The organism is Halocatena halophila (genome assembly GCA_027563145.1).
Lineage (GTDB): Archaea > Halobacteriota > Halobacteria > Halobacteriales > Haloarculaceae > Halocatena > Halocatena halophila.
This window is the reverse complement of the sequence record CP071309.1, coordinates 12,160-25,459: the sequence shown is the minus strand read 5'-3', so window position 1 is coordinate 25,459 and position 13,300 is coordinate 12,160. Positions and strand designations below refer to the sequence as shown.

The 13,300-nt window shown below is 53.8% G+C and carries 18 protein-coding genes; 1 reads left to right on the top strand and 17 read right to left on the bottom strand.

Annotated features, from left to right (window positions below; all coding sequences use genetic code 11):
- Positions 1-2: 2 nt before the first annotated feature.
- The 9 genes from JXQ78_RS18350 to JXQ78_RS18315 are packed head-to-tail and all read right to left on the bottom strand — an operon-like array spanning position 3 to position 8,158.
- Positions 3-497, bottom strand: a complete 495-nt coding sequence (locus tag JXQ78_RS18350) for a hypothetical protein (RefSeq protein ID WP_330633732.1) — start codon at positions 495-497, stop codon at positions 3-5.
- Positions 498-504: 7 nt separating this feature from the next.
- Positions 505-1,923, bottom strand: coding sequence for a baseplate J/gp47 family protein (locus JXQ78_RS18345; RefSeq protein WP_330633731.1), 1,419 nt, complete (start codon positions 1,921-1,923; stop codon positions 505-507).
- Positions 1,920-2,375, bottom strand: coding sequence for a hypothetical protein (locus JXQ78_RS18340; RefSeq protein ID WP_330633730.1), 456 nt, complete (start codon positions 2,373-2,375; stop codon positions 1,920-1,922). Before JXQ78_RS18340 ends, JXQ78_RS18345 begins: the two co-directional genes overlap by 4 nt.
- On the bottom strand, positions 2,362-2,619 hold the full coding sequence (locus tag JXQ78_RS18335; RefSeq protein WP_330633729.1) for a hypothetical protein: 258 nt from the start codon (positions 2,617-2,619) through the stop codon (positions 2,362-2,364). The genes JXQ78_RS18340 and JXQ78_RS18335 overlap by 14 nt, the downstream gene beginning before the upstream one ends.
- The gene (locus tag JXQ78_RS18330) at positions 2,616-3,665 is read right to left on the bottom strand and encodes a hypothetical protein (RefSeq protein WP_330633728.1); all 1,050 of its coding nucleotides are present in this window, start codon (positions 3,663-3,665) and stop codon (positions 2,616-2,618) included. Before JXQ78_RS18330 ends, JXQ78_RS18335 begins: the two co-directional genes overlap by 4 nt.
- Positions 3,666-3,667: 2 nt before the next feature.
- Positions 3,668-4,597: a hypothetical protein gene (locus JXQ78_RS18325; RefSeq protein WP_330633727.1), complete on the bottom strand. Its 930-nt coding sequence runs from the start codon at positions 4,595-4,597 to the stop codon at positions 3,668-3,670.
- Positions 4,594-5,022: a hypothetical protein gene (locus JXQ78_RS18320; RefSeq protein ID WP_330633726.1), complete on the bottom strand. Its 429-nt coding sequence runs from the start codon at positions 5,020-5,022 to the stop codon at positions 4,594-4,596. Before JXQ78_RS18320 ends, JXQ78_RS18325 begins: the two co-directional genes overlap by 4 nt.
- The gene (locus JXQ78_RS19150; RefSeq protein WP_407934094.1) at positions 5,019-5,564 is read right to left on the bottom strand and encodes a phage baseplate protein; all 546 of its coding nucleotides are present in this window, start codon (positions 5,562-5,564) and stop codon (positions 5,019-5,021) included. Before JXQ78_RS19150 ends, JXQ78_RS18320 begins: the two co-directional genes overlap by 4 nt.
- Positions 5,561-8,158 (bottom strand): phage tail tape measure protein, encoded by a 2,598-nt coding sequence (locus JXQ78_RS18315; RefSeq protein WP_330633725.1) that lies wholly within the window; start codon positions 8,156-8,158, stop codon positions 5,561-5,563. The genes JXQ78_RS19150 and JXQ78_RS18315 overlap by 4 nt, the downstream gene beginning before the upstream one ends.
- Before the next feature lie 57 nt (positions 8,159-8,215).
- On the opposite strand from JXQ78_RS18315, the gene JXQ78_RS18310 reads away from it, so the two are divergent.
- On the top strand, positions 8,216-8,500 hold the full coding sequence (locus JXQ78_RS18310; protein ID WP_330633724.1) for a hypothetical protein: 285 nt from the start codon (positions 8,216-8,218) through the stop codon (positions 8,498-8,500).
- On the opposite strand, the gene JXQ78_RS18305 is transcribed toward JXQ78_RS18310, so the two are convergent.
- From JXQ78_RS18305 to JXQ78_RS18270, 8 genes are all read right to left on the bottom strand, one after another.
- Complete coding sequence (locus JXQ78_RS18305; RefSeq protein ID WP_330633723.1) at positions 8,497-8,916, bottom strand: hypothetical protein; 420 nt, start codon at positions 8,914-8,916, stop codon at positions 8,497-8,499. The two genes, JXQ78_RS18310 and JXQ78_RS18305, sit on opposite strands and share 4 nt — an antisense overlap.
- Positions 8,909-9,121, bottom strand: coding sequence for a hypothetical protein (locus tag JXQ78_RS18300; RefSeq protein WP_330633722.1), 213 nt, complete (start codon positions 9,119-9,121; stop codon positions 8,909-8,911). Before JXQ78_RS18300 ends, JXQ78_RS18305 begins: the two co-directional genes overlap by 8 nt.
- Positions 9,122-9,230: 109 nt before the next feature.
- A complete protein-coding gene (locus JXQ78_RS18295) occupies positions 9,231-9,971 on the bottom strand; it encodes a hypothetical protein (RefSeq protein WP_330633721.1) in 741 nt (246 codons plus the stop codon).
- Positions 9,971-10,375, bottom strand: coding sequence for a hypothetical protein (locus JXQ78_RS18290; protein ID WP_330633720.1), 405 nt, complete (start codon positions 10,373-10,375; stop codon positions 9,971-9,973). Before JXQ78_RS18290 ends, JXQ78_RS18295 begins: the two co-directional genes overlap by 1 nt.
- Positions 10,376-10,379: 4 nt before the next feature.
- On the bottom strand, positions 10,380-11,726 hold the full coding sequence (locus JXQ78_RS18285) for a hypothetical protein (RefSeq protein ID WP_330633719.1): 1,347 nt from the start codon (positions 11,724-11,726) through the stop codon (positions 10,380-10,382).
- A 44-nt stretch (positions 11,727-11,770) separates the two neighbouring features.
- A complete protein-coding gene (locus JXQ78_RS18280; RefSeq protein WP_330633718.1) occupies positions 11,771-12,451 on the bottom strand; it encodes a hypothetical protein in 681 nt (226 codons plus the stop codon).
- A complete protein-coding gene (locus tag JXQ78_RS18275) occupies positions 12,451-12,861 on the bottom strand; it encodes a hypothetical protein (RefSeq protein WP_330633717.1) in 411 nt (136 codons plus the stop codon). The genes JXQ78_RS18280 and JXQ78_RS18275 overlap by 1 nt, the downstream gene beginning before the upstream one ends.
- On the bottom strand, positions 12,858-13,298 hold the full coding sequence (locus JXQ78_RS18270) for a phage virion morphogenesis protein (protein WP_330633716.1): 441 nt from the start codon (positions 13,296-13,298) through the stop codon (positions 12,858-12,860). Before JXQ78_RS18270 ends, JXQ78_RS18275 begins: the two co-directional genes overlap by 4 nt.
- Positions 13,299-13,300: the final 2 nt, after the last annotated feature.

Here is a 13,300-nt window from a genome sequence, read left to right as displayed (position 1 = left end):
ATCTACGGAACGATCAGGGAACCGCTGAAGTCAAAGCTCGTTGCTGACCCAAGGTCAATCCGCATTTGGTTACCTTGAGAATCTAGTAACGGACCGAACGTCAGTAGGTGATCGTTTGCAGAAGATTCCCCTCCAGCTGTGAAGGACACAACCTCGAAATAGGAATCTGCATATCCTGTCGTGTTTGCTACATCGAATGTCTTCTCACTGAAATTAGCCTGCCAGTTCCCGTTTGCGTTGGTGGTTGAGGAGAAGTCTGTTGTTCCGAATGCATACGATAGCCGTGCATAGTTTCCGTCGCTGGGTTCGGTCGTAATATCCCCAACATCAGTCGATTCAGTGATCGTCACGTCTCCTGAATCGACTGTGTACAGGGACGTTGATTCTGTTTGGTTGTCAAATAAGCCAATCGTCGTATTCGTAGGTTTGGTTGCCTCTTCAGTGATCAACACTTTGATGAGAAACTCTGCTCCGACGGTGGTGATGTTTTCTGCCATACTAAAATTACTGTGGTGAACCGCTGCTGGTATTGATCGTTATACTGTTCGGCCGAGTGAGCGCAATCTCGGTTTCTGAGATGCTCACGTTGGAGGTCCCGGTCGGTGGGTCTGCCGTTCCTATCTTGATCGCATCGGACACAGAGCTACCATCGACATCGAGGACGCCCTCGACATCATTGTCCATGATCGCACCGACTATCTGGCTGTAATAGACATCGGGGCCAATTTCACCGTACTCGCCACTGACTCGCGATCCATCAGCCAGATAGCCTCCGACGATCTCAATGACATTCTGTTTGATTCTCTCGACGCCATCTTCTGGGAACGTATCGGTTGTTAGGATGCTCGCCTCTACATATATCTCAACGTCTGTTGTCAGCCTGAAGCCCTCTGCCTGATTATGGGTTGTTCCATCCGATCGTTCTGCCTGGACAGAAACCGGCCCGACCGACTCAATCCCTGCTGCACGACTGTCAAAGATTGCTTGACCAACTGCCTGTCTATTTGCCGGCGTATCGTTTTTCAGGGCAACAATTGGCTCTATTTGCCGCCCAGTATACCCGCCAGATCCGTCGGACGTAATTTCAAGTGTCTCGTCGACACGGACAGCTTCGACAATTGAACCGTCGCCAGCGTTTCTGATTGCAGCCTCAATACTGTCGAGAGTGGCCGAACCTCCCAACGCTTGAGCGCTTTCGTACCGCCGGCGAAAGTCCGCGTCGGATTCTTCATCACGACCAGTTACGAAATCATAGCTGGAATCATCAGCTCGTGTTCCCGATCCGCCGGTCGGTAACGGATTGCTGACGCTCCTGACGCCTTGTACGCTATCGAACAGTGAGTCTAGAGCAGCAGTAGCAACGTTAGTCTCTTCGCCAGTCTGCGTATCTGAGAGATCAAGCGACGTTAGCAGTGGATCCACCCCTCGGACCGGCACTTGAGTTACTTCCGTTGCTCCCTCTGGAATGACGGCTGGCTCTGTCGTCTCGAAGATTTTCCGTTCTTCAGTATTGGTCAAGCTCGTCGTTATCCGTGTTCCAGCGGGGATATCGACTCGTTCTGGAGCTCCATTAGAGCCTGCTGCCGTGAACGTCACCTCGCCAGTTGCCTGTCGTTCTGGTAGACGCTCATAGCCCATCAACGCGAGCAGCCGGTCGAGCTGCTTGCCCTGGGCCGTCCGATAATAGGACGAGTAGTACACCGACTCCATCATCTCGAAGAAGGTGTCAGCCCACAGGACCACCAGTTCGACGTATTGGAGCTCCGATGAAGTTGGTGCTGTTAGAGTCCGACCGAACTTTTGTTCGGCCTCGCGAACAGCAACTTCCCAGATTTCATCTATGTGGGGCCGTTTGAACCCCTCCGACGAAACTCCATGATCCAGAAACAGCTGCTCGATTGCTTCAGACGGTGCCGAGCTCATCCAGCAACACCCAACAGTGCCCGGAAATCAGCAGAGAATTCCAGCGGCGTACCATCGACCAGGGTTAGTCGGACCGTGACCGATGCATCTCGGCTTCCGTCCGGCGACGTGACCGTGATATCTCCGTGTCCGAGCTCGCCGACTCGTGGATCAGCGTCCGGACCGATCGCATCGATCAACGCAGCCTTCGTTCGATACTCAGAGTTCCCAAGAAATTCCTTTTTGTCGAGACCGAAGTCAGGCCGGAATGGATCATCTCCAATCGGTGTCTGAAGGGTGCGAACTAATTCCTGAGCAACCATCGGGGGCCCCTCAATAAGCTGGATATTGCCTGAGTCTGAACGGACAAAATCCCCTGTCGATTGATCGAAGCCATGCGCTTCACCGTACGTTTCCCCGTTGAAGCGCCGAAACGCATCCCTTGGGGAGCGATCGCTGTTACTCGTGCTCATGGGCGATCTCGGTCAACTGTTCAGCCAGGTCAAGAGCATCATCAGGCACCAGCTCCACGGTCGAAAAGGCTGACTCATCATCACAATAATCAATTCCCACGGCCAAAACCACACGATCCCCGTCGGAGCGGACTGTTATCTCTCGATTACCAATGGAGTCGTTCGACAGCATGTTTGACTGTGAAACAGAGCCAATAATTCCAATGTTCGCTTCTTCTGGGATAATTTCGTCATTCGTGTTCATAGTGTTGTGATTGTGATTGGCGTCGTCCCATCCATCCCGATCATGCGCAACTCACCCGCCGTTGTTTCAATATACTGGTATCCAACGGGAAGTTTCGACGCTGAACGCATCGAATCCGGCAGCTCGATGTACGCGGGATCGGTCGGGTCGTTGATTGCTGGATCAGGATCGACTTCCCGGCGCTCAACGACTGCACGGCGGTGCTCGAATAGGCCGTGATCGATCGCGCCTGTAGCCTCGACCGTCGACGGGTTATCGTATGCCGTCTCGGCGTCATCGGTGGGGTCTGCGATTGGCTCGGCGGGCTCGTTCACCTCTTCGTAGGTCCGGGGATCGTCCGGATCGGTGGTTTCCGTGGTCCGGTCCTCGCGATGAGCGTCCGCGTCGCCGACCGACACGATCCCATCGATATGGGCACGCCCGGACTCAGTTGCGCGGATTTGGGTTCGTGGATCGGTCGCATGGTCGTTGAACTTATCAGGAGCATCGATCCCGATCACCGATTCAGACACCGTTATCGATGTGTTGTCCCCATCCGACCGGCTGAATGTTACCGAAACGTTCCCCGAAGAGATATCGACCTCATGGCCGGATGGATGCGTGAACTGCATGTCTCCGTCGGGGGAGATGTACTGTTCAGCCCCGGATTTGTGCCGGTAGTGATAGGCGTCGATCGGGGTGTCGAGCCCCTGTTCGAAGTTGTGGAATCGAGGTCCCGGAATAAAATGCCCGTCTTGAAATGAATAGTGCCTGCTGTGTGAGATCTCTTCAACGATGCCCTGTTGGCTCATCACGTCAGGTGTGGGGTATTTGCAACAAAGCATGAATCCCTCCTCCGGCGGATGGAGAGCATGCTTCTCACCGTACCCATCGCCGGAATAGAGACTGAAGATTGGGACTTTGTCGGCCATGACATCCTTGTCGTCTTTCTTCACGACCGTGCCCAGCCCCTGCTCGTCTACATCCTCAAGTATGGCAGGAACGTAGATGTACAAGTTCCGTAGCTGCCGCTCGACACCGTTCTCAAGTGCGTGTTTGAGATTCATCGTTAGAATCCACTACTGTTCACAGGCCGGTTCGGCGGAACGTGTGGTGGCGCTCCCGAAACAATTCGATACTTCGACCCGGTCGAGGCTAGTTTTCCTGACAGCCGGTGTTTGCCGGTGTCAGTGCTCGATTTTAACTCGTATTCCGTAATCCTGAACGTACCACTGTAGTTCTCGGTTGCGATCGACGCCAACCCGTTCTTTTTGACGCGGGGGTCAAGAAGGGCTTCAAACTCAAGCCCTCCAGAATCGTCTGATTGCTTGTCTTTTCCCTGCTGTTCATCGAGTTTGATCACATTCCCCTTCGGACCATCTTCGAGCCGAAGAGCCTGTTGACTGGGCTGTTCTTTCGGAGTGAAATGTAATTTCCCTGATTCAGCATGGAATTCATGCTGTTTGCCAGACTGAGAGTCAGCCTCCTTTTTGAGCTCCTTGAGCCAGTGATAGAGGTTGTGCTCCTTACTCATTGGCCACCGCTGTTCGATGGATCCCCCCGATGTGTCGATGATTCCTGGTGAGAGTCCTGCAAAGCCAGCGATGTCGTGCACAATCTCGTCAAGGGTAGGCTTATTCCAGGTGTGGCTTTGATATGTCCCCCGGAGAGCAGCTCCGCTCTTATCTCGACCTTTGATTTTATACTTAACGTCAGCCCCCTCTCTTTCCGGTGGAAGTTTTTCTTGAATTGAGCCCAGGATGCAGACTGAGTAAGGGCCATTGAGATACCCGAGGGAGATACGAAAGGGATCTCCCTTTTTTACTGATTTCCAGGTATCGCGAGCGACGTTGTAGATCGTGGCTTCGGCTTGCAGGCCATCTTTGTCACACGTGATCTTCACATCCTGATGGAGATCCTGCTCAGCTCCCTCTGCCACTGCCTGGATCGATCCAGCGACTACCTCCCGCTTTTGCTGGAATGCTGCTGAGACGCTCATGATTGGATCACGTTCGTTTCCCACTCGTTGAGGAGCGACTCCCGTTCAGTATCATCGGGCCGCTGCCGGTCAAGCCAGCCACCGAATCCCGGTGACCGGATACCAGGGAACGCAATGAGATCGACCGACGAACCGAGAGTTTCCGGGGCGACCGAAGAAGTAGCTCCCGAGAGATCTAGGAAAGTAAACCAGATGTAGTCACCAAACCGGTACGTATGTGCGTACTCAGCTGGCTGGCGAGCGATTGCTGTACTGCCATCAATCGTTACTTCCCATGTCCAGTAATTGGCCGCGTTGTTCCAATCCATTAGTACCTCAATGATTCCCTCCGGCCAGGCTGGATGATCTCGCTGTTCGATGTTGATCGGTTCACGCGCACGAGCTGTCTCCTCGGGAAGATCAATTGGATCGATCTCTACAATCATACTAAGCCAGTAATATCGTCCCAAAGTCCAGATATGTAATTTCCAGTTGCGCTGCCACCTCCTCCCCCTCCGCCATTTTTGCTTTTCGAGCCCGCTAACGAGTTTGACGATGCATTCGAAGATCCCTGGGACTTCTTGCCATCCCCTGTTTGTGCCGTGATCGACACGGTGCCGACCTCAGCGATGAAGACTTGTCGCCATTTAACGGTGATGTCGAATTTCTCTAGATGCCCTCCCTCTCGAGTCCGAGTAACCTTTTCAACGACACAGTTGGAGATCGTTCCCTCCGGGGTTGTGATTGTCACTGGCTCACGGCGCCGTGACAACGACGACAGAGCCGACAGCTCAGACGCCCTAACGACGCCGGTGATCGTACCAGATTCCGGTGTTAAGACATTCCGTTGAGTAACTTCGTGTCCCTGTTCTATCGATCGCGTCGGTGCGTCGACGCCGGACTCTTGCTCCGATTGGGTTGTTATAATCTCAACACCGCCGACGATAACTGGTGAACCTGCCCAGTGTGGATTTTCAACCAGCTTCATTGTCCGTTCTGGTACTGATAGAGCTCTGTTTCGAGCTGTTTCCGAAGTTCGTTCGATGACTCGTCATGACCCTGCTGGAGTGCTGATTGAAGGCCATCCATAACAACGGACATATTGAAATTTGGTGAGTTGACGGCAGACACTTGATTTTGAGTCTGACCCTGTTGCTGCTGTTGGGAATCCCCTGGCTCTCCTCGTGGAGAATCCGGCAAGGGATTTGCCCAATCCCCTAGCGATTGGCCTTTACTGGCTGGATTGAGCCAGTCCATGAATTCTTTCCCTGCCTCAATCGCCTTCTGGAAGGCGTCACCGATCGATTCGATGTTATTAACTACCTCAAGTAGCCAGAAGACCAGCCCCATTCCCGGAATCGATTTCAGCGCCGTTTTGAACGCATCAGTATCGCCGAGTAGAATTCCGAGCGCGCGACCGAGAGCTTCTGCCGAGCTGTTGGAGTTGGAGAAGAAATCAAGAAGTGTCTGTCCTGTATCGACGATGGAACTGATACCATATCCGAAAGCCCTAATCAGATCTACAAGGATTTTGATCGAGAGTACAAACGGGAAAAAGGAAACTTTCAACAGAACGCCGGCAAACTTCAGTAGCCAGCCAACAGCACCACCAGTCGCGTCACCGACACCTCCGAGTACATCTGCCAGGCCTCCTACAGCCCACGAGATCCCGGAAATAACTGCATCAACCTCTGGGCCGAGACCAATGAAGTCCAACAGCCCAGACTTCCACGCTGCGAACAACCCGATGATGCCTAGGATCACCCAACCGATCGGCCCGAGGGCCGTCCAGAACCCATAGAGTGCTCCGGTGGCCGTTCCGACCGCACCTGTGAGGGTCGCGTAGGCTCCAGAAAGTGTCCATGTTGACGCCGAGGAGGCCCATTGTGCAGCCTGGGATGTGGCGAGCGCCGTTCGAACATCGGCTAGGGACGCAGTCATTAGCCAGACTGCTCCCGAAGCAGCTTTCGATGCCGCTGCCAGACCCCATTGAGCGGCTGAGTAGGTTTGTGTCGATGCAGCTGCGGCCATAAAGCTGCTCTCTGCAATAAGCACCTCTGCATACATCGCGCCGATCGCGACAGCTGCCACGCTAGCTGCTCCAGCGGCTCCTACAAGCGCCACTCCGAGGATATTTGCTGCTGTGCGATTTCCAGCGAGTAGATCTGCCAGCGGGTTCAAAATATCGAACAGTAGGGAGAGTGGACCAGTGGCCCCTGAGTAGACCCGGTAAAAGAACGTGTCCATAGCCCCTGTGAACTGCTCGACTTGTCCACGGAACGTCTGCATAGAGGCCTCAGCCTTCTGTTGGGCTGTAGAAACGCTCTCGATTCCGTTCACAAGCTTGCCCATATCGGTGCCACCAAGGAGATCCCCTGAGAGGAGTCGAGCCGCATCCTCGTTTACGTTGAGTCCCAACTGGATCTGGGTGGCGAGCTCTTGCTGGTTGAGTCCTTCTTTCTGAGCCATCGATCGGAACTGTTCGAGGACATCGCGTGTCGAACCAGGTTGGAGATTGAAACCTACAGCTTGCTGTCGCTCGTCAAGATCGTCCTGGCTGAGATCTCCGAGTTGAGAGATCCCGCCAGCGACCTGTGCTCGCGATGTATCCGCAAGCAACTCATTGTATTTTTCCATATTGTCGATCGCTGGACCGATTGCTCGAGCACCACGAGTGCCGAAGGCCTCTGCGAGCATCGCCTGGCGCTGCACCTGACTCATCTCCGATGTCCGCTTGTTAAGTAAGTTGAGTATATCGGACATCTCTTTGAGCTCTCCATTTTTGTTCGTAAAGTCATCCATAGAGATTCCTGCCGAAGCGAGCGCTTCACGGGCTTTATCAGTCGGATCAATAATCGACAGGAGGGCACGATTAATCGACGTACCAGCAATCGATCCCTGCATACCAACGTCGGAAAGTACACCGACAAGGGCTGAGAGCTCTTGCGAGGAGACCCCGAGCTGAGAGGCCGAGGAACTCGCGTACCTAAACGCTTCTCCCATCTCGGTGATTTCTGTTGACGCTGAAGCTGCCGTTACAGCGAGGGTATTGGCCACTGCCCCTGCTTTATCAGCATCAAGTCCCCATGCATTGAGTGCATTTGCAGAGATCTCTGCGGCCCGTGCCATCTCTAACTGGCCGGCGATCGCTAAATAAGTCGTTCCAGACAGTGCTTCAGTTGCCTCTTCCGCCTCAAAACCAGCTTTAGTCAGCTCACGCAACGTATCTGCCGAATCTCGTAATGTTGTGGGAAGCTCAGCGCCGACCTGAAGCGCCTCAGCTCGCATTGCTTCCATCTGCTCTGCGCTCGCCTGGGTGTTTTCTTGGATCTGAGCAAATGTCTGATCGACTTGACCATACCGCCGAGTCATAAGTCCGAGGCTGACTGCGAGCCCAGCAGCGGCTGCTCCCGCAACTAAAAATGCGCCCTCCAGGGCGTGTATCTGTGATCGGAGTCCACTGCTGGTACTCTCAACCCGATCCATTGTCTGATCAGCCCGTTCCATATCCCGGTCGAAATCAGAGGTGTCTCCCTCTATCTCGACGTAGAGCCCTCCTACCTTCTGTCCTGATGAAACCATAGTATTCTTTAATTAATTACCGAAACGTTGACAACGCATGATGAGAATCTATCACCCATGTTCGATAGCCTGAAACAAAGTGATGATAATGAGGAAGATAATTTATCGGAGTACTACTACGAGCCCGATGATAGCGATCAACCACGACGATATGAATACAAGGCTGTCGATATCGATTTAGACGGTGATAATCTTGGACACTTCCTCAACAAGCAATCCGAGAATGGTTGGAGATACATTAGAGATATTGATGGCGAAGATATTGGCAATCTAGGCGAATCTACTAAGGGGGTTTCGCACTTCTTTATTTTCGAGCGTCCCGTCAGGGAGCATTCCGACTAAGGAATTCTCTTCTGAACTGAGACGAAATCACTTACGCGCACCCACGCGAAAGTATGGTCGTAGAGAAGGTTCCGCTCTCGACCTGTTAACTTACTGTTCCACACTTCTTCGGTGAGTGTCGGCTCGCGAACGATCGCGGCGCACAGCTCGAACCGATCTCCGTCAAGCACGGCCTTAATGATTCGATATGTGTTTTCGATATCCGGCTCTTCAAGGAGGAACAGCTTATCCTGGCCGTCCAGCGACGGGATACGTAGCTCTACCGTCGTTGACTCACCGATCCACGTCTCAGTCGCCGATTCGTAATCGATCGCGTTGTCTGGATCGTCCAGCAAATCGTCTGGCGTCTCACCGCCTGGAGATATATCCACTATCTCGTCCGTTTCGGGATCCGTAAACTCAACGTCGTCATCCACGTTTCTGTGCCTCCAGATGTCGTTGCACTGCTTCCTTGCTCATGTACCCATTCCCGCTCGCGATGTCTGCCTTCATTGAATTCGGCACTGCATCCCACTCTTCTTGTGACCAGTCCTCCGGCTTTTGCGGTTCGTCATCGGACCCGTTCCGGGCTTTCTCTGATTGTTCGCGTTTCCAGCGACCAACTGCGTTCATTCGCATCATGTAATAATTCACCCGCTCGCGGGGCCAACGATCGACCTCCTCGTACAGCAGGTTGAATTCCTCTGCGATGAGTGCACGATCGCGACCGTCGGGAGAATTAGCATATCGTCTAACTAACTCGCGGTCGAAACTGGCTCTCGCCGAGCACGTCCTCCCCGAGCTTCATGCCCAGTTTAAATCGGTCGAACCACGTCATTGAATCCCAGAGCAGCGTGGCTGACGAATGGCTCGCTAGTCCTTTCGATCCATCCACATCCGGTACGACGTGGTGAGTCTCGTTGTGGGTCACTCGATAGACGTGCTCAAGCTCGTGGCCATCCACTGTGAGACACTGATCGGCTAACTTCCGAGAATAGCGGTCAGCGATCGACCGCTTTTTGGCTCGATCATCCTGTTCGCGAGCACCAGCCAACTGATCGAAATTCCGTTCAAACTTCGCCCTGTCCTCGGGCTCGTGAATCTCGAACAGTACACCTTTGTATTCGAACCGTTCGATGACGCCACTTTCGCCGACTGTCGTGGTACCAAGCGATTCGCCTTCCCAGGGAAAGTTGCCATCGTCATCTAGAAGTCCAGTCTCGTCGAGTGTTGCTGGCTCTTCGGGCTCAGAATCCCCTGACTCATTGTCGGGCTGTGGCTCCGTGACGGGCTTCTCGGTGTCGATCTCCTCATTGTCTGCGCTGAGAAGATTGAGAATCTGATCACGGGCGTCTTCATCAAGGCCTGCAAGATCGCCCGCCGTGACCTCTTCTGGATCTTTCTCTGCGAGCGCTGGATCGACACCACTGACCTTCGGCTCCGCTACTTGTGCTTCAATCCTCGATTCTTGATCGCTATTTTTTCGAGACATTATCCGATATAGTCGGCTTCCCAGTCTGCGGTGATGGTGTATCCGTCACTAGAGAGATCCTCCTGTGAAACGTTCGAATACCGAACCCCCTTCAGCGAGATGCCTCCTCGAGTATCGTCAGAAGGGAATGACAGCCGAGCGCCCCCGATATACCGGGCTTGAACGAGGGCGAAGAATCGGCCAGCACTGGGCGACGTCGGGTAGACGGCACATGACCCGCTGGGGTTAATCAGCTGATCGAAGTGGACTGTGTGCCCATCTGTCGTTCGCTCTCGGGCCGAGGGATCTTCAACCTCGATTGAGAACGTGTCGAACTTCACCAGCGGAACCCCCGCTATAGTGGCTGTGGCTTCCTCGACGGCGATACGCTCAGTTTCTCCAAGCGGACTTGGTTTCGTACTCATGAATTCACACCTCGATTACAAGGGTCACATCGGCACGATGTGCATACCCGGAGATCGTGATTTCGACCATAATTCCAGTCCAAAGACGGTTCGACCGATCAGCCGACGGAATGTCTTCGGGCGCAGGGACCGTGATACTGAAATCACGAAGGGGCTGGTTTCGATTACCAGTGATCGGATTGAGTTCCTCTTCGATCGCTGCCTGGATCGATGTCCGACCACTCGCATTATATCGGATATCGTTATCGCGGAAGAGATTCCCAACAGCTACCCGAATTCGCTCGGTGACGAAGGCTTCTAGCCGGGCAATATCCAGATATCGATAATCGGATTGAAGGCCGGCGAGCGACAGCGAGTTCGACAGGATCGTCCCGCCGTCGCTAAGCAGGACGTTCGATGCTCCAGCACCATCAGCAGCAGTTCCCCCTTCGAAGGTTCCCTGTAACTCTGGTGATCCAACATACCGGTCGTATCGAGTCGGCGTCGGAACAGACAGAGGAAGCGTTTTCAGGAAAATGTTGTACCATGCTTCCTCAACTGCATATCGGCCCACGACCCGACCAGCAACGTTATCTGAAGATTCCGATGCGATTGGAAGACCGAACTTGCTCGTCAGATACGAGCCGACCTCGTGGGCTTCATCCATCCCGGTAATTGGATCACTGTAATCCGATCCATTCGGATAGACGACTGGCACAGCTGCGGCCTCGCCATCAGCCCAGGTCAGAAGTTCGTCGTAGTCGCCAATGGATTCTTCTCCAGCGCGCTGCGTCAGTGCGACTAGGTCTGGACTGATACCTGAGAGTTCATCGAGTGCTGCCGTCCATGACAACGTTGTGTAAGTCACCTCGATGCCCCCCGATCCGCCACCGCTCGACGATGTCCCGACCTCGATCTCTCCTGTGTCGGGGTTGTAGGCCGCTTCATCGGTAGGAGGGGAGGGAGGAGGAGATTCGGTTGTTGCCGTCACTGGATCAGCTGCGTCGCCATCAACCGTGATCGCGACTGGTGAGGCTCCACTGATCGGAAACGTCGAGACGATCCCGCTCGACACCGAGTTTGTATCGGAATCTGCTATCACCTCTGTCGTTTCTGTCTCTTCCAAGACGATGGCCCAGAGTGCCCCAACTCCCTCAGCAAACACCTCCTTTGCCTGATTGTGGATGGCAGTCCCGTCTCCGAATCCCGACGCAACCGACTCTGCGTCCAAGTGTCGGGTCGCGTTATTGAATCCGTCAGGGGGTTCTGTTGCTGCGCTGCCGATCAGCGCGACTGTGCTAAACTGGTCACGCGGAGCTGCACCGATGTCCGCATCAACCGTAATATCGACTAAGCTGTCTGGATGTGGCATTGTATCACACTAACATTGTTTCACTGATTCAACAATTCACTAATTCAGCTATTCACTGTATCAATCGAGATATCTGCTGACTCCGGAATGAATTCGTAATCAATCACCGAATCCACGTAGTGGAGTTCAACCTGCGCGTTGTACTGTGCCCCCGATTCGATAGATTCCGTCATGTTGACTGGCCCTGATCCGGGAATCGGATCAACACGGACAGGTGGCGTTAGCTCATCAGCATACTGCTCGTCTCGATCCGCGATCGTGTTACCGTCCTGATCGAAGCGATCTAGCGGACGTGTCTGCCAGTCGTGCCGGAACCAGCGATAAATCGCGCGAAGGAGCGCGTATGCGCGTTCATCTTCGGTTAGCGTCAGTCCCTCCCGGGTTTCACTCCCAACGCAATGTGCCCCGATCGACAAGACATCGTAGACGAATTGTCCTTGTTCGACGAGGGCGTCAGCATCAATCGAATCATCTGAGAGTATCTCCTCACCGATGTAGCGATCGAGCGGCTGATTTGATTCGATCACACCGCCAGTTGGGATGGACAATGACACGTGATCGTACGGTTCGTTCGAATTCTCGAAGTCTTCATACGCCCACCGAATTTCAGGCGTCAGTTTCCACTCCGATGCATCCGGGGCATCTGGGAAGACTTCGCCAACCTCGAACCACAATGATTCAGGAATAGCGTCTCGAATCGCGTCCTTCGCTGGTTTTGGAAGCACTACCGAACACCCCCATCAGAACTGCTGTCGTCGTTTACGGGTTCACCGCGACTATCCTCGATCAGACGGTATCGAGCGAACTGTTCACCATCGAAGTCAACCGCCTCAACCTCAACAGCTCGATACGCTGTCTCTCCAAAACCGTCATCCCAGAGGATACGGTCGTCTTCGCCGAGCCCAGAATCAATCATCGCGTACGCCAGGTAATCAGTATCGTCAACCTGGCCATCTTGGACTATCTCGAACGATTCAGGGTCTGGAGAAACGATCAACAGCTCCATCGATTCTGGTGCTGACAGCTCGAATTCGACGCGACCGTCGTCATTGCTGTCTGCGGACTGATCGTGCCGGACAGTCACGTCGGATGTGAAGTCCGGATCTTCGATGACCGACCGAAGTGAGAGGTTCATTTCACGTTCACGCTTGGAAGGCTCTTGATCGACTCCTCTACTGATTCGGCGACTGTGTGCTCAAGTCGATCATGTTTGAGATCGAGACGCATCGGACCGACGATTGGGCGCGGGGGGATGTCCTCCGTGCCGAACTCGTGGATCGACACCTTCCAATCACTGAATCCGACCCGAACGGAATCTGATCTCTCTTCCACGAAGCCACTATCGCGCATATCCCCTTCCTCGACGAGGATCGTATCATGGCCTTTACGCGCGATTGTCACCGGCGACAGTGGTTTCCAAGGAGTGCCGAGTACAGTCTCCTCGCGATCGTAAGCCTCCTCGGCGGCATCGAGTTCATCTCTAGCCGCCTGTTTTACACCATCATCAACCCCATCCTCGATCGCCTCGACAACTCTGTCGAAGATGTTCCACGAGCGAGTGTTAACAGCCATTG

Bases quoted from the DNA above. Each gene is read 5' to 3' on its own strand.
- JXQ78_RS18350 (WP_330633732.1), bottom strand. From the start codon at position 497: ATGGCAGAAAACATCACCACCGTCGGAGCAGAGTTTCTCATCAAAGTG.
- JXQ78_RS18325 (WP_330633727.1), bottom strand. From the start codon at position 4,597: ATGAGCGTCTCAGCAGCATTCCAGCAAAAGCGGGAGGTAGTCGCTGGA.
- JXQ78_RS18345 (WP_330633731.1), bottom strand. From the start codon at position 1,923: ATGAGCTCGGCACCGTCTGAAGCAATCGAGCAGCTGTTTCTGGATCAT.
- JXQ78_RS18335 (WP_330633729.1), bottom strand. From the start codon at position 2,619: ATGAACACGAATGACGAAATTATCCCAGAAGAAGCGAACATTGGAATT.
- JXQ78_RS18340 (WP_330633730.1), bottom strand. From the start codon at position 2,375: ATGAGCACGAGTAACAGCGATCGCTCCCCAAGGGATGCGTTTCGGCGC.
- JXQ78_RS19150 (WP_407934094.1), bottom strand. From the start codon at position 5,564: ATGAAGCTGGTTGAAAATCCACACTGGGCAGGTTCACCAGTTATCGTC.
- JXQ78_RS18275 (WP_330633717.1), bottom strand. From the start codon at position 12,861: ATGAACCTCTCACTTCGGTCGGTCATCGAAGATCCGGACTTCACATCC.
- JXQ78_RS18300 (WP_330633722.1), bottom strand. From the start codon at position 9,121: ATGATGCGAATGAACGCAGTTGGTCGCTGGAAACGCGAACAATCAGAG.
- JXQ78_RS18310 (WP_330633724.1), top strand. From the start codon at position 8,216: ATGTTCGATAGCCTGAAACAAAGTGATGATAATGAGGAAGATAATTTA.
- JXQ78_RS18290 (WP_330633720.1), bottom strand. From the start codon at position 10,375: ATGAGTACGAAACCAAGTCCGCTTGGAGAAACTGAGCGTATCGCCGTC.
- JXQ78_RS18315 (WP_330633725.1), bottom strand. From the start codon at position 8,158: ATGGTTTCATCAGGACAGAAGGTAGGAGGGCTCTACGTCGAGATAGAG.
- JXQ78_RS18295 (WP_330633721.1), bottom strand. From the start codon at position 9,971: ATGTCTCGAAAAAATAGCGATCAAGAATCGAGGATTGAAGCACAAGTA.
- JXQ78_RS18270 (WP_330633716.1), bottom strand. From the start codon at position 13,298: ATGGCTGTTAACACTCGCTCGTGGAACATCTTCGACAGAGTTGTCGAG.
- JXQ78_RS18320 (WP_330633726.1), bottom strand. From the start codon at position 5,022: ATGATTGTAGAGATCGATCCAATTGATCTTCCCGAGGAGACAGCTCGT.
- JXQ78_RS18330 (WP_330633728.1), bottom strand. From the start codon at position 3,665: ATGAATCTCAAACACGCACTTGAGAACGGTGTCGAGCGGCAGCTACGG.
- JXQ78_RS18285 (WP_330633719.1), bottom strand. From the start codon at position 11,726: ATGCCACATCCAGACAGCTTAGTCGATATTACGGTTGATGCGGACATC.